13 protein-coding genes are annotated in these 12331 nt (G+C 70.7%); 8 read left to right on the top strand and 5 right to left on the bottom strand.

The window, feature by feature from the left end:
* The first annotated feature begins 170 nt into the window (after nucleotides 1–170).
* On the top strand, nucleotides 171–560 hold the full coding sequence (locus tag QT196_RS04850; RefSeq protein ID WP_168477801.1) for an STAS domain-containing protein: 390 nt from the start codon (nucleotides 171–173) through the stop codon (nucleotides 558–560).
* A 58-nt stretch (nucleotides 561–618) separates the two neighbouring features.
* Here the strand turns inward: QT196_RS04850 and QT196_RS04845 are convergent, their stop codons facing one another.
* Nucleotides 619–1107, bottom strand: a complete 489-nt coding sequence (locus QT196_RS04845; protein ID WP_211117289.1) for a glutathione peroxidase — start codon at nucleotides 1105–1107, stop codon at nucleotides 619–621.
* A 504-nt stretch (nucleotides 1108–1611) separates the two neighbouring features.
* The gene (locus tag QT196_RS04840) at nucleotides 1612–3246 is read right to left on the bottom strand and encodes an FAD-dependent monooxygenase (protein ID WP_290356609.1); all 1635 of its coding nucleotides are present in this window, start codon (nucleotides 3244–3246) and stop codon (nucleotides 1612–1614) included.
* A gap of 249 nt (nucleotides 3247–3495) precedes the next feature.
* Between QT196_RS04840 and QT196_RS04835 the strand changes: the two genes are divergently transcribed.
* From QT196_RS04835 to QT196_RS04805, 7 genes are all read left to right on the top strand, one after another.
* A complete protein-coding gene (locus QT196_RS04835; protein WP_290354402.1) occupies nucleotides 3496–4614 on the top strand; it encodes a SchA/CurD-like domain-containing protein in 1119 nt (372 codons plus the stop codon).
* Between the two features lie 66 nt (nucleotides 4615–4680).
* Nucleotides 4681–5115: a cupin domain-containing protein gene (locus tag QT196_RS04830; protein WP_085923415.1), complete on the top strand. Its 435-nt coding sequence runs from the start codon at nucleotides 4681–4683 to the stop codon at nucleotides 5113–5115.
* Nucleotides 5112–6380 carry a beta-ketoacyl-[acyl-carrier-protein] synthase family protein gene (locus tag QT196_RS04825; protein ID WP_085923414.1) on the top strand — a complete coding sequence of 423 codons (1269 nt, stop codon included), beginning with the start codon at nucleotides 5112–5114 and terminating at the stop codon, nucleotides 6378–6380. Before QT196_RS04830 ends, QT196_RS04825 begins: the two co-directional genes overlap by 4 nt.
* Nucleotides 6377–7627, top strand: a complete 1251-nt coding sequence (locus QT196_RS04820) for a ketosynthase chain-length factor (RefSeq protein ID WP_168477797.1) — start codon at nucleotides 6377–6379, stop codon at nucleotides 7625–7627. Before QT196_RS04825 ends, QT196_RS04820 begins: the two co-directional genes overlap by 4 nt.
* Before the next feature lie 15 nt (nucleotides 7628–7642).
* Nucleotides 7643–7912: an acyl carrier protein gene (locus QT196_RS04815; RefSeq protein ID WP_042152343.1), complete on the top strand. Its 270-nt coding sequence runs from the start codon at nucleotides 7643–7645 to the stop codon at nucleotides 7910–7912.
* 1 nt (nucleotide 7913) lies between these two features.
* Nucleotides 7914–8387: an SRPBCC family protein gene (locus QT196_RS04810; RefSeq protein WP_290354401.1), complete on the top strand. Its 474-nt coding sequence runs from the start codon at nucleotides 7914–7916 to the stop codon at nucleotides 8385–8387.
* A gap of 54 nt (nucleotides 8388–8441) precedes the next feature.
* Nucleotides 8442–8774 (top strand): TcmI family type II polyketide cyclase, encoded by a 333-nt coding sequence (locus tag QT196_RS04805; RefSeq protein WP_290354400.1) that lies wholly within the window; start codon nucleotides 8442–8444, stop codon nucleotides 8772–8774.
* Nucleotides 8775–8886: 112 nt separating this feature from the next.
* On the opposite strand, the gene QT196_RS04800 is transcribed toward QT196_RS04805, so the two are convergent.
* The 3 genes from QT196_RS04800 to QT196_RS04790 form a co-directional block, all read right to left on the bottom strand.
* A complete protein-coding gene (locus QT196_RS04800) occupies nucleotides 8887–9915 on the bottom strand; it encodes a methyltransferase (RefSeq protein WP_168477795.1) in 1029 nt (342 codons plus the stop codon).
* A gap of 7 nt (nucleotides 9916–9922) precedes the next feature.
* A complete protein-coding gene (locus tag QT196_RS04795; RefSeq protein ID WP_290354399.1) occupies nucleotides 9923–11026 on the bottom strand; it encodes a right-handed parallel beta-helix repeat-containing protein in 1104 nt (367 codons plus the stop codon).
* 504 nt (nucleotides 11027–11530) lie between these two features.
* The gene (locus QT196_RS04790; RefSeq protein WP_290354398.1) at nucleotides 11531–12331 is read right to left on the bottom strand and encodes a TetR/AcrR family transcriptional regulator; all 801 of its coding nucleotides are present in this window, start codon (nucleotides 12329–12331) and stop codon (nucleotides 11531–11533) included.

Genomic DNA, 12331 nt, shown 5'->3' with positions numbered 1-12331 from the left:
ACACAGCCGACACACCACCCCCGACCCGGAAACGGGCCGAACCGCCCGGAATGCGCCGGGCGCCCCCCACACCTACCGAACGTCTCCGCCGCAGACGCGTGGCCATATCCCGCGCCTCGGCACGAAAGTGGGCCGGGCCGATGGATGAAGGTCAGTACTACCCGAGACTTGTGGGACCCAGCCCCGCGACGGGCGGCACCACCGTCCTGGAACTCCGCGGTGAGCTGGACATCCTCGCCGTGTCGGTGCTGTCCGACCAGCTGGACGACCTCACCGGTGTCCAGGGCAGCGATCTCCTGCTCGATGTGCGCGCGGTGACGTTCATCGACTGCGCCGGTCTGTCGCTGCTCAGCCGTGCCCGCTACCGCACCCGGCAGCGCGGCGGCCGGCTGCGGCTGACCGGGGTCACCCACGGCGGAAGCGTCGCGCGGCTGTTGCGCATGACCGGGCTGAACGGCACCTTCGAGATCGTGTCCGACGGGGACGCCGCCGGGGAACCGGCCGCCGGCACCGCCGGATCAGCTGAGGTCACGGACGGCGCCGGTACGGCCGTTGCCTGACCGGCGCCCTCCGGTACGCCGCCGCCCGCCCCCGCGGACCGGCGGCGCGGTCATCGGATCAGCCCGGCAGGACCGCCTCGATGGCGGTGACCAGCTCCTCGGCCTCCGGCTCGGTCCGCGGCCGGAAGCGGCCCGCGACCTTGCCGTCGGCACCGATCAGAAACTTCTCGAAGTTCCACTGGACGTCGCCGGCCGTCCCCTCGGTGTCCTCGGTGCCCGTCAGCTCCGCATACAGCGGATGCCGGTCCGCGCCGTTGACCTCGGTCTTCTCGAACAGCGGGAAGCTCACGCCGTACGTCGCGGAGCAGAAGGTGGCGATCTCCTCGGCGGTGCCGGGCTCCTGGCCCGCGAACTGGTTGCTGGGGAAGCCCAGCACGCTGAAGCCACGGTCCCCGTAGCGCTGCTGGAGCCGCTCCAGGCCCGAATACTGCGGGGTCAGCCCGCACTTGGACGCCACATTCACCACCAGCAGGGCCTTGCCCCGGTAGTCGGCGAGTGAAGCGGGCTCACCGGTCAGGGTGCGCAGGGGGATGTCGTACAGGCTCACGGTCATGCTCCTCGTCGCGGTTCCGCGGATAGGGACGGCCATCATCCGTCCCAACAGCGGAGCCCGCCCTGATCTTCCCCGGATCGTCCACCGGCCAGGACACCACCGGCCGAAGCTCCCCGGAGCGCCACTCCTTGAGCAGCTGGTCGAAGATCGGCGTCCCCTCCTCGGCCGGGCGGCGCGCCTGTGGAGCGGGGGGCGGCAGGGGCGGCGGCTGGCGGGGGAGCGCGATGCGCTGAAAAGGGTGTGCGGCGGGCTTCTTGGCGTCCATGCCCGGACTCAACCGGAAATAGGTTCCCCGGGTTGCGGGACGCGGCCGGGACGGCCCTCAGATGCCCCTGCGGTGGTGACGGGCAGAAGATACGTTCGCGCGGCGGCGGGACCGGCGGGACAACGGGCGGAGGGGCCGGCGGGTGTCCCGCCGGCCCCTCCGCTCTCAGCCGCCTCCTGTGCTTCGCGGCCCGGCCCCTGCCCGTCGGACCGGGCGGGGGTGGGCCGGGCCGGTCAGCTCCGGCACAGCAGTGAGGCGAGGACCTCCCGGAGCGCCGCCTCGGGGTCGGCCACCCGGCCCTCGGCCCGCCAGGCGACAAAGCCGTCGGGGCGCACCAGCACCGCGCCCTCCGGTGTCGTCCCGTGCTTCTCGGCCCAGTCGGCGCCCTCTTCGGGGGCCATGTCGTCGTTCGGCCCGGTGCCGATCATGTAGCACGGCAGCCCCAGGGCGAACTCCTCGTTGGCGCCCTTGGCCGCGGTACGCCACATCTCGCCGTCGGTGCCGGTCAGCAGCACGAAGGACTTCTCGTACAGATCGAGGGTCGAGCGGCGCTCACCGGCGGCGTGCAGCCACATGTGCGGGGCGCGGGTGCCCGGTTCGCCGGTCAGCCGCATCTGGTCGGGGACCACCGGCAGCTCGGGATCGGCGCCGACGACCGCGCCCTGCGGATAGCAGTACCCCAGGGCCACGGTGAGCACCCCGCGCTGCCGCCCGCCGCCCGCACCGGGCGCCGGGACGTACCCCGGGTGGCTGTGCTCGGCGGAGCGGGCCGAGGCGCGCGCACTGGTCTCCCGCGCCACCGGCTGCCGCTCCGCCTCGTACGACGCCAGCAGCTCGGGGCCCGCCCAGCCGTTCAGTACGGCGCTGAGCTTCCAGGCGAGGTTGTGCGCGTCCTGGATGCCGGTGTTGGAGCCGAACGCTCCGGTGGGGGACATCTCGTGGGCCGAGTCGCCGGCGAGGAAGACCCGGCCGGCCGCGTACCGTTCGGCGACCCGCTCCGCGGCGTGCCACGGTGCCTTGCCGGTGATCTCAACGGGCATGTCCGGTACGCCCGTTGCCCGGCGGATGTGGTCGATGCACCGCTCGTCGGTGAAGTCCTCCAGGGTCTCGCCCCGGTCCGGGTGCCACGGGGCGTGGAAGACCCACTCGGCCCGGTTGTCCACCGGCAGCAGGGCGCCGTCCGCCTCGGGGTTGGTCAAGTAGCAGGCGATGAAGCGGCGGTCGCCGACGGCGTCCGCGAGGGCCGGGGCGCGGAAGGTGATGCTCACGTTGTGGAACAGGTCGCCGGGCCCCGTCTGGCCGATGCCCAGCCGCTCCCGTACGGGGCTGCGCGGGCCGTCGGCCGCGATCAGGTAGTCCGCGCGGACGGTCCTCTGCTCACCGGTCTCCCGGTTCTTCAGGACCGCGGTCACGCCCTGCGCGTCCTGTTCGAAGGAGCACAGCTCGGTGGAGAACCGCAGGTCACCGCCGTGCTCACGGGCGCAGTGCACCAGCTCCGGCTCCAGGTCGTTCTGGCTGCACAGGCACCAGGCGGAGGGGCTGAACTTGGCCAGTCCGCCGCCCGGGTCGATCTCCTTGAACAGCCACTCCTGTTCGTCACCGGTGAGCGAACGGGCCTGGAGGATGCCGTGGTTGTCGGCGAGCGTGGACGCGGCCTCGCGGATCCGCTGCTCCGCGCCGGCCACCCGGTACAGCTCCATGGTGCGGACGTTGTTCCCCCGCCCGCGCGGGTGGCGGGAGGTGTCCGAGTGCTTCTCGACCAGCAGATGCCGGATACCCAGACGTCCCAGGAACAGCGACGCGGACAGGCCGACCAGGGACCCGCCCACGATGAGTACCGGAACCCGGTCTTCGGCGGTGGGATTCATTGCGTGCTCCAGCTCCAGGGGCGTGTACGGCAGATGGAGCACGAATGCCCGGCTGCGGCCGTGTTCGATCACGGTTCACCTGCATGGCTCACAGATCTCGCGCCACCCGTGGGTCCCGGCCACGATCGAATCCGGGACGCCCCCGGACACCGGGCGGGCCGTCCCCACCATCCGGCTCAGTCACCGGATCGCACCGGAACTGACGACGCACCACTGGGGCCGTCGGGCCCCGAAGGAGATGCGTAGACGATGACAACGCTGTCGGAACGAATATCCCAGTCAGCCTTCGACGGCTCACGGCTTCGGGTCGTGCTGCTCCTGGATCTCCACGAAGGGGCCCAGCAGGACTTCCTGGAAGCCTACGAGCACCTGCGCAACCAGGTCGCGTCCGTCCCCGGGCACATCACCGACCAGCTGTGCCAGTCCATCGAGAACCCCTCACAGTGGCTCATCACCAGCGAATGGGAGAGTGCGCCGCCGTTCCTGGCCTGGGTCAACAGCGAGGAACACGTCAAGATGGTGCAGCCGCTGCACGGCTGTGTCCGTGACACCCGCTCGCTGCGCTTCAGCGTGCTGCGCGAGACCTCGAACATCGCCAGCCTCGCGCCCGAGCCCCCCAAGGGACGGCTCCAGGCCAACCCCCGCGTCGGCGACGGCGTGGTCCGGCACGCGCTGACCTTCACCGTGAAACCGGGCAGCGAATCGATGGTCGCCGAGATCCTCGCCGGGTACACCTCCCCGGAGGCCAAGGTCGACGACACCACCAGGCTCCGCCGCACCTCCCTCTTCATGCACGGCAACCGCGTCGTGCGCGCGGTCGAGGTGCAGGGCGACCTCGTCGCGGCGCTGCGGCACATCTCCCAGCAGCCCGAGGTCCGGGCCGTCGAGGAGGCCATCAACCCGTATCTGGAGCAGGACCGCGACCTCGGCGACCCGAACTCCGCCCGGGTGTTCTTCACCCGTGCCGCCCTGCCCGCGGTGCACCACGTCGCGGCCGGTGGACAGCAGCCCGACGGCATCAGGCGGCATGCGCTGTACTACCCCGCCAAAGAGGGCTGCGGCATGGCGCTGGCCCGGATGCTGGCCCGCCAGGACGAACTGGCCGCCGACGATCCGTCCTGTCCCGTCGCCGGCAGCACCATCTTCCAGCGCGACGACGTCGTGGTCCGGATGGTCGACCTCCGTATCCCCGTCGACAGCGACCCCATGCTGTCGCTCGGTGTGCGCGGCCCCCGCAAGACGGCCGTGCTGCGGCGCCTCATCGACACCGATGTGGCCGGCGGGCTGTCGAACGACCGGGAGATCGCGCACTTCCTGGAGCGCGCCGACATGGCCCTCATCACCGACCGCCGGGCACCGGGCGCCTGACGCCCCGGCCGTAGGCAGGCCGCTCATCCATTCAACCGCCGGCATCACGCCCCTGGAGGAACAGCCATGACCACGCACCGCCCACGCATCGTGGACCTCAGCGAGACCCAGCCCAACCGCCGGCGCGGAGGTGATCTGCGCGCCATGCTGACACCCAGCGCGGTGGGCGCCACGAGCGGCTTCATGGGCATGGCACTCGTGCAGCCCGGCGAGCGCATTGGCGAGCACTACCACCCGTACTCCGAGGAGTTCGTGTACGTCGTGCAAGGCCTGCTCGAAGTCGACCTCGACGGGGAACCGCACCCGCTGCGCCCGGACCAGGGTCTGCTGATCCCCCCGTACATGCGGCACCGCTTCCGCAATGTCGGGGACGAAGAGGCCCGGATGGTCTTCCATCTCGGCCCGCTGGCTCCGCGCCCCGAGCTCGGCCACGTCGATACCGAGGGCGCGGAGGAGAGCACACCGGTCGCGCCACCGGAACGCACGGAGCCGGTGTCATGACCCGCCGCGTGGCGGTCACCGGCGTCGGTATCGTCGCGCCGGGCGGCGTGGGTGTGCCCGCCTTCTGGGACCTGCTGTCCTCCGGTCGTACGGCGACGCGTGGCATCACCCTCTTCAATCCCGAGGGTTTCCGTTCACGTATCGCCGCCGAGTGCGACTTCGACCCCGCGGCGCACGGTCTGAGCGAGGAGCAGGTGGCCCGCTCGGACCGGTACATCCAGTTCGCGATGGTCGCCGCGGACGAGGCGCTGCGCAGCGCCGGCCTGGACACCGAGGCGGAGGACCCCTGGCGGGTCGGGGTGTCGCTGGGCACCGCGGTCGGCGGCACCACGCGGCTGGAGCACGACTATGTCGCCGTCAGCGGTCACGGTGCCCGCTGGGATGTCGACCACCGGCCGGCCGGCCGCCACCTGGAGCGGGCGTTCTCCCCGAGTTCGCTCGCCTCCGCGGTGGCGGAACAGATCGGCGCCCACGGCCCGGTGCAGACCGTCTCGACGGGCTGCACCTCCGGCCTCGACGCCATCGGGTACGCCTTCCAGTCCATCGAGGAGGGCCGGGTCGATGTGTGTATCGCCGGGGCCTCGGATTCGCCGATCTCCCCGATCACCGTGGCCTGCTTCGACGCGATCAAGGCGACCTCGGCGAACAACGACGATCCCGCGCACGCCTCCCGCCCGTTCGACGCCCACCGCGACGGATTCGTGATGGGTGAGGGCGGCGCCGTGCTCGTCCTGGAGGAGCTGGAACACGCCCGCGCCCGCGGAGCGACCATCCATTGTGAGATACGTGGCTATGCCACCTTCGGCAACGCGTACCACATGACCGGCCTCACCCAGGAGGGCCTGGAGATGGCCGAGGCGATCAACCGCGCACTCGGCCACGCCAGGGTTGACGCCACCCAGGTGGACTACGTCAACGCGCACGGTTCGGGCACCCAGCAGAACGACCGGCACGAAACGGCCGCCGTCAAGCGGTCGTTGGGCGCGCACGCCCACAAGGTGCCGATGAGTTCCATCAAATCCATGGTGGGCCACTCGCTCGGCGCGATCGGCGCCATCGAGATCGTGGCCTGTGTGCTGGCACTCACCCACCAGGTGGTGCCGCCCACGGCCAACTACGAGACTCCGGACCCGGAGTGTGACCTCGACTATGTGCCCAAGACGGCCCGGGAGCTGCCGCTGCGTTCGGTGCTCTCGGTCGGCAGCGGCTTCGGTGGATTCCAGTCAGCTGTGGTACTGACCCGACAGGGTGGGAGGGCATCATGAGCTCCCCGAAAGAACGTCGTTCCGTCGTCACCGGCATCGGTGTCATCGCCCCTAACGGGGTGAGCACCGAGACCTTCTGGAAGGCGACGGTGGAGGGCATCAGCGTCCTCGACCGCGTCACCCGTGAGGGGTGTGAGCATCTGCCCCTCAAGGTCGCCGGTGAGGTAAGGGGCTTCGATCCGGCGGATCTGATCGAGGAGCGCTACCTCGTCCAGACCGACCGTTTTACCCACTTCGCCATGGCGGCGGCCAACCTCGCGCTGGACGACGCCCGGCTCGGCCGTGCCGACTACAACGACTCACCGTTCGCGGTGGGAGTCGTCACGGCCGCCGGATCGGGCGGTGGTGAGTTCGGCCAGCGGGAGCTGCAACGGCTCTGGGGCCAGGGCTCCCGCCATGTCGGCCCGTACCAGTCCATCGCCTGGTTCTACGCGGCGAGCACCGGACAGATCTCCATCCGCGGCGGCTTCAAGGGGCCGTGCGGAGTCGTGGCCAGCGACGAGGCGGGCGGTCTGGACGCCCTGGCGCATGCCGCCCGCACCATCCGGCGCGGCACCGACGCCGTCGTCGTGGGTGCCGCCGAGGCACCACTGGCCCCCTACTCGGTCGTCTGCCAGCTCGGCTACGACGATCTGAGCAAGCTCGACGATCCGGCCCGTGCCTACCGCCCGTTCACCAGCGGCGCGTGCGGCTTCGTGCCCGCCGAGGGCGGCGCGATGCTGATCGTCGAGGAGGAGGAGGCGGCCGTGAGCCGCGGGGCGAGTGTCCGGGCCGTGCTGGCCGGGCATGCCGCGACCTTCACCGGGGCCTCCCTGTGGGAGGAGTCCCGGGCCGGGCTCGCCCATGCGATCGGTCGCGCGCTGGAGGATGCGCGGTGCGCCCCGGAGGAGATCGATGTGGTGTTCGCGGACGCGCTCGGCGTTCCCGCGGCCGACCGGGCCGAGGCGCTGGCGCTGGCGGACGCCCTGGGCCGGCACGCCTCGCAGGTCCCGGTGACCGCACCCAAGACGGGCACCGGCCGGGCGTATTGCGGCGCCCCCGTCCTGGACACCGCGGCCGCGGTGCTCGCGATGGAGTACGGCGTCGTGCCGCCCACCCCCAACGTCGTCGACGTCTGCCACGACCTCGACGTGGTGACCGGCCGGGCCCGCCCGGCCGAGTTGCGGACGGCGCTGGTGCTGAGCCGGGGACTGATGGGCTCGAACGCGGCGCTGGTGCTGCGGAAGGGCTCCGGGTCCCCCTCATGAGAAGGAGAACCTCGGATGACCGCTCAACTGACGCTCAATGAGCTGGCCGCACTGATGAAGTCCGCGGCCGGCCTCACCGTCGACCCCAAGGAGCTGGCGAACCGGCAGGACGCGACCTTCGCGGACTTCGGCCTCGACTCGCTCGGCCTCCTCGGCATCGTGGGCGAGCTGGAGAACCGTCAGGGCCGGCCGATGCCGACCGACGCGGAGCGCTGCAAGACGCCGCGCGACTTCCTCGCCCTCGTCAACACCGCCAATGACACCGTGCCTACGACAGGAGCATGACATGCCCGGCCACACCGAGAACGACATCACCATCGCGGCGCCCCTCGACCTCGTCTGGGACATCACCAACGACATCGAGAACTGGCCGCAGCTGTTCAGCGAGTACGCCTCGGTCGAGGTGCTGTCCAGGGAAGGCGACAAGACCACCTTCCGGCTGACGATGCACCCGGACGACAACGGCACGGTCTGGAGCTGGGTCTCCGAGCGGGTCGTCGACCGCGAGAACCGCTCGGTCCGCGCCCGCCGCGTCGAGACCGGCCCGTTCGCGCACATGGACATCCACTGGAAGTACGCCGAGATCCCGGGCGGCACCTCGATGCACTGGACCCAGGACTTCGCGATGAAGCCCGACGCGCCGGTCGACGACAAGGGCATGACCGAGCTCATCAACCGCAACTCCCGGATCCAGATGGAGCTCATCCGGGACCGGATCGAGCAGCGGGACCGCGAGCTCCGGTCCGCCACCGTCAGCTGACGGCCCACCAGGCCGCGTTCGGACCGCCTGCCGGCGGCAACGAAGGGACCCCTGATGCATCACGCTCTGATCGTCGCGCGCATGAAACCCGGTTCGGCTCCGGACATCGCCGAGGTCTTCAATGCCTCCGACCGTACGGAACTGCCCCACCTGGTCGGCGTCTCGCGGCGGACCCTCTTCCAGTTCGGTGACGTGTATCTGCACCTCATCGAATCCGACCGGCCGCCCGGCCCGGAGATCGCCAAGGTGACGGAACACCCCGAATTCCGCGCCGTCAGCGACCAGCTGTCCGCCTTCGTCAGCGCTTACGACCCGGAGACCTGGCGAAGCCCCAAGGACGCGATGGCCCAGCAGTTCTACAGCTGGCAGCGCGACGGCAGCAGCTGACGCGCACGCGGAGCCGAGGCGATCCCCCGGCTCTCGCGCATCCCCGGACCGGGGCAAGGTCGCCCGGCGAGGAGCAGTCTCCTCACCGGGCGACCTGCCGTGCCCGGACCGCTCATTCAGGGACGGTGCACTCGAAGGCGTGCAGATACGGGTTGACGACCAGGATCTCGCCGACCTTCAGGCCGGCTTCGGCCATCCGGCTGACCAGGCTCGCCTTGGTGTGCTTGGCGCCACCGACATTGAGCAGCAGCAGCAGATCCATGGCGGTGGTGAACTTCATGGAGGGGCTGTCATCGACGAGGTTCTCGATGATGACGACCCGGGCGCCGGGACGGGCGGCCCTGACGACGTTCCGCAGGGTTCTGCGGGTGCTCTCGTCGTCCCACTCCAGGATGTTCTTGATGATGTAGACATCGGCCTGGACCGGGATGTCGTCGCGGCAGTCGCCGGGCACGATCTGTGCCCGAGCGGCCAGCGCGCCGCCGTCCGCCAGCCGCGGGTCCGGGTGCGCCACGACCTTGGGCAGATCGAGCAGCGTGCCCTGGAGCGTGGGGTGCTTCTCCAGCAGGCTGGCGAGGACATGGCCCTGCCCGCCGCCGATGTCCGCCACCGAGGACGCCCCGGTCAGGTCGAGCAGCCCCGCGATGTCCTGCGCCGACTGCTTGCTGGACGTGGTCATCGCCCGGTTGAAGACCTCGGCGGACTCCCGTGCGTCCTCGTGCAGGTAGTCGAAGAACCCCTTGCCGTACAGCTCGTCGAAGACGCTGTGGCCGGAGCGCACCGCGTCGTCCAGCCGCGGCCAGGCCTCCCAGGTCCACGGCTCCGTGCACCACAGGGAGATGTAGCGCAGGCTGTTCGGGGTGTCCTCCCGCAGCAGCCGGGACATCTCCGTGTGGACGTACTTCCCGTCGTCCGTCTCGGCGAAGATCCCGTAGCAGGACAGCGCGCGCAGCAGCCGGTCCAGCGGCCGCGGCTCGGTCTGCACCGCGGCGGCCAGTTCCTCCGCGGTGGTGGGCCGGTCGCCGAGGGCATCGGCGACACCGAGGCGTGCCGCCGCCCGTACGGCCGCCGCACACGCGGCTCCGAAGATCAGCTCCCGGAGCCGCATCGCGGGTGGGGGAGTGGAGCTTACGGTGGTCATTGCGCCTCTATTCTCCCGATGCCGACGGGGTCAGCCCGTCCCGGGGCAGCCGTCGGCACAGCCCGGCCGGCTCCGAGGTCCGGCAGACGTTGCGGATGAACCGGTTGCCCTTGCCGGGGAGGTCCCGGTTGGCCAGGTCCACCGGCCTGTTGTGCAGCACGATGTTGTGGCTGATGACGTTGTGGTGGTTGAGCACCTTCACGAAGCTGTGGAAGAGCACGACACCACCCGAGAGCGGCGACTTGCCGTGGTGGTCCCGGATCACGTTGCGCCGTACCAGGACGTGCTCGGCTCCGGTGAGCACGACGCCGGAACCCTGGATGTCCGGCAGCCGGGTGTTGCCGCGGCAGAACTTGTTGTTCTTGTAGATGGAGTTGTTCCGTACCGTCAGCGCGCCGGCCTGGGGACGGGACTCGTCACCGACGACGAACACCCCACCGCAGTTCCTGGTGATGGTGTTGTAGCCGACCGTCAGGTTCCTGACCCGCCGGATCGTGACGCCGATGCGGTTCCCCGCGAGGTAGTTGTCGCTGATCACGGCGCCCCGGGTGTCGGCGCCGCCGCCCTCTTCCTTGGTCTTGTTCGCGAGGAAGATGCCCGCGTCGCCGTTGTCGATGGCGGAGTTGTCGCGGAAGACACCGCGGATGGACTTCTCCTGCGCGATGCCCCACACACCGTTCTTCCGCACGGTCACGTGGATCACCGAGAGCCGGTCGGTCCCGGAGGCGAAGATCCCGTTCTTCTTGAAGCCTCTGACGGTCAGCGAGCGGATCGTGACGTCGCGCAGCGTTCTGCCCTTTCCGACGACACAGATGCCGTTGCCGTCCTTCCCGCAGGCGTTCGCGGCCCGTCTGCCCGACGGGGCGATCACCGTCTTGCGGCCCGCGCCGACCAGGCGCAGCCGTGACTTGTTGATCAGCACGCTCTCCCGGTAGACGCCGGGCCGGACGACGATGGTGTCGCCCGGCCGCGCCCTGTTCACCGCGCGCTGGATCGATTCGCCTGCGTGGACGACATGGCGTCCGGAAGCGTCGCACGGGGACGCGGCACCCAGGCCGCCGATCATCACCGCGGCGACGCAGCCCATGTATTTCATCTGTCGTAGCACCATGAGGCGAAGCTATGGGTGATCACTCCGGCTCGCCACACATGGTGAGCCGATCGTCACGGTGGGTGCAGCCGCCAGCTTTCGACACGCCGTCAGCTCCCTTGCCCGGCCTGCCGCCGGGCCCGCCATCAGGGCCGGTCAGCGGGCTTGTCCGGGTCCCTGTCGGGGGTGTCGGGCGCGTCCGGACGCGAGGGGCAATCGGTCGGCCCGGAATCAGCTGACCGGGTATCGGACCGGGTGGCGGACGGGGTGTCGGACGGCGCATGCGACGGCCCGTCGGGTCCGGTACCGGGCCCGGTATCCGACGGGTCGTCAGCCGGCCCGTCCGGCCACGCCTCGGTCAGGAAGGCCGCGAGGCTGGTCGGCAGAAACCACGGACGGGCGCGGAAAACGGTCACGGAAGACCAACGCGCCAAGCCCGGCCGACGACACCGGCCCGGGCGCAGCGAGGCCCCTTGATCACCCCAACGGCCGCGCGGGAAAGCGGGCCGCCGGGGTGGCGGCCCCTCAGCGGCCCTGCTGGATCGCCGCGTCGATGCCGTCCAGGATGACGGCGAGTCCGATGTCGAAGGTGCTCCGCGCCTCGCGTTCCATGTAGGGGACCGCGTCGCCCGGGTCCGGGGCGGCACCCTCGGTCTCCAGCCGGACCAGCAGCGGAAAGCGCTCCGCGAAGTCGGGGACCATCTCGGTCAGCAGGCCGGAACGGGCCTGCCACCACTCCTCGTCGGACACTCCCGTCGAGGCCGCGGCCTGCCGCGATTCCGTCACGGTCTGCGCGGCGCCGCGGATGAAGTGGAACAGCGCCCCGACCACCCGTCGCAGCACCGCCGAGCTCAGCTCCGTCGCGTACAGCAGGCGGAGCAGCGTCTCCAGGGCGCGGTATTCGTTGGGGCCGAGCACCGGGCGTGCCTGGGAGACCTGGAGCACCCAGGGGTGGCGGAGGTAGAACTCCCAGGTGTCCTCGGCCCACGAGGTCACCGCGGTGCGCCAGCCCGGCGTCAGGTCGTAGTCGGTGGGCAGCTCGGCCAGCACCTGGTCATACATCAGGTCCACCAGCTCGCTCTTGCCGGGGACGTAGGTGTAGAGCGCCATCGCGGTACGGCCCAGCCGTTCGCCGACCGCGCGCATGGACAGCGCCGCCATACCGTCGGCGTCCGCGACCGCCACCCCGGCGTCGACGATCGCCGCCACGCTCAGCGCCGGCTTGGGTCCCGGCCACCGCCGCGTCCGCGCTCCGGCGGGGCTTTCCGCACGCCACAACAGTGCCATCGAACGACGGGCGTCGCCCTGGCCCGCGAAAACCACCAC

This window comes from Streptomyces sp. P9-2B-2 (genome assembly GCF_030406865.1).
GTDB classification, from domain to species: domain Bacteria; phylum Actinomycetota; class Actinomycetes; order Streptomycetales; family Streptomycetaceae; genus Streptomyces; species Streptomyces platensis.
Note: the sequence above shows the minus strand (reverse complement) of the source record. Positions and strands in the feature narration are given on the sequence as shown.

Coding starts and splice junctions, on each gene's coding strand:
- QT196_RS04825 (WP_085923414.1), top strand. CDS start 5,112: ATGACCCGCCGCGTGGCGGTCACCGGCGTCGGTATCGTCGCGCCGGGC.
- QT196_RS04815 (WP_042152343.1), top strand. CDS start 7,643: ATGACCGCTCAACTGACGCTCAATGAGCTGGCCGCACTGATGAAGTCC.
- QT196_RS04840 (WP_290356609.1), bottom strand. CDS start 3,246: ATGAATCCCACCGCCGAAGACCGGGTTCCGGTACTCATCGTGGGCGGG.
- QT196_RS04835 (WP_290354402.1), top strand. CDS start 3,496: ATGACAACGCTGTCGGAACGAATATCCCAGTCAGCCTTCGACGGCTCA.
- QT196_RS04830 (WP_085923415.1), top strand. CDS start 4,681: ATGACCACGCACCGCCCACGCATCGTGGACCTCAGCGAGACCCAGCCC.
- QT196_RS04810 (WP_290354401.1), top strand. CDS start 7,914: ATGCCCGGCCACACCGAGAACGACATCACCATCGCGGCGCCCCTCGAC.
- QT196_RS04795 (WP_290354399.1), bottom strand. CDS start 11,026: ATGGTGCTACGACAGATGAAATACATGGGCTGCGTCGCCGCGGTGATG.
- QT196_RS04800 (WP_168477795.1), bottom strand. CDS start 9,915: ATGACCACCGTAAGCTCCACTCCCCCACCCGCGATGCGGCTCCGGGAG.
- QT196_RS04805 (WP_290354400.1), top strand. CDS start 8,442: ATGCATCACGCTCTGATCGTCGCGCGCATGAAACCCGGTTCGGCTCCG.
- QT196_RS04820 (WP_168477797.1), top strand. CDS start 6,377: ATGAGCTCCCCGAAAGAACGTCGTTCCGTCGTCACCGGCATCGGTGTC.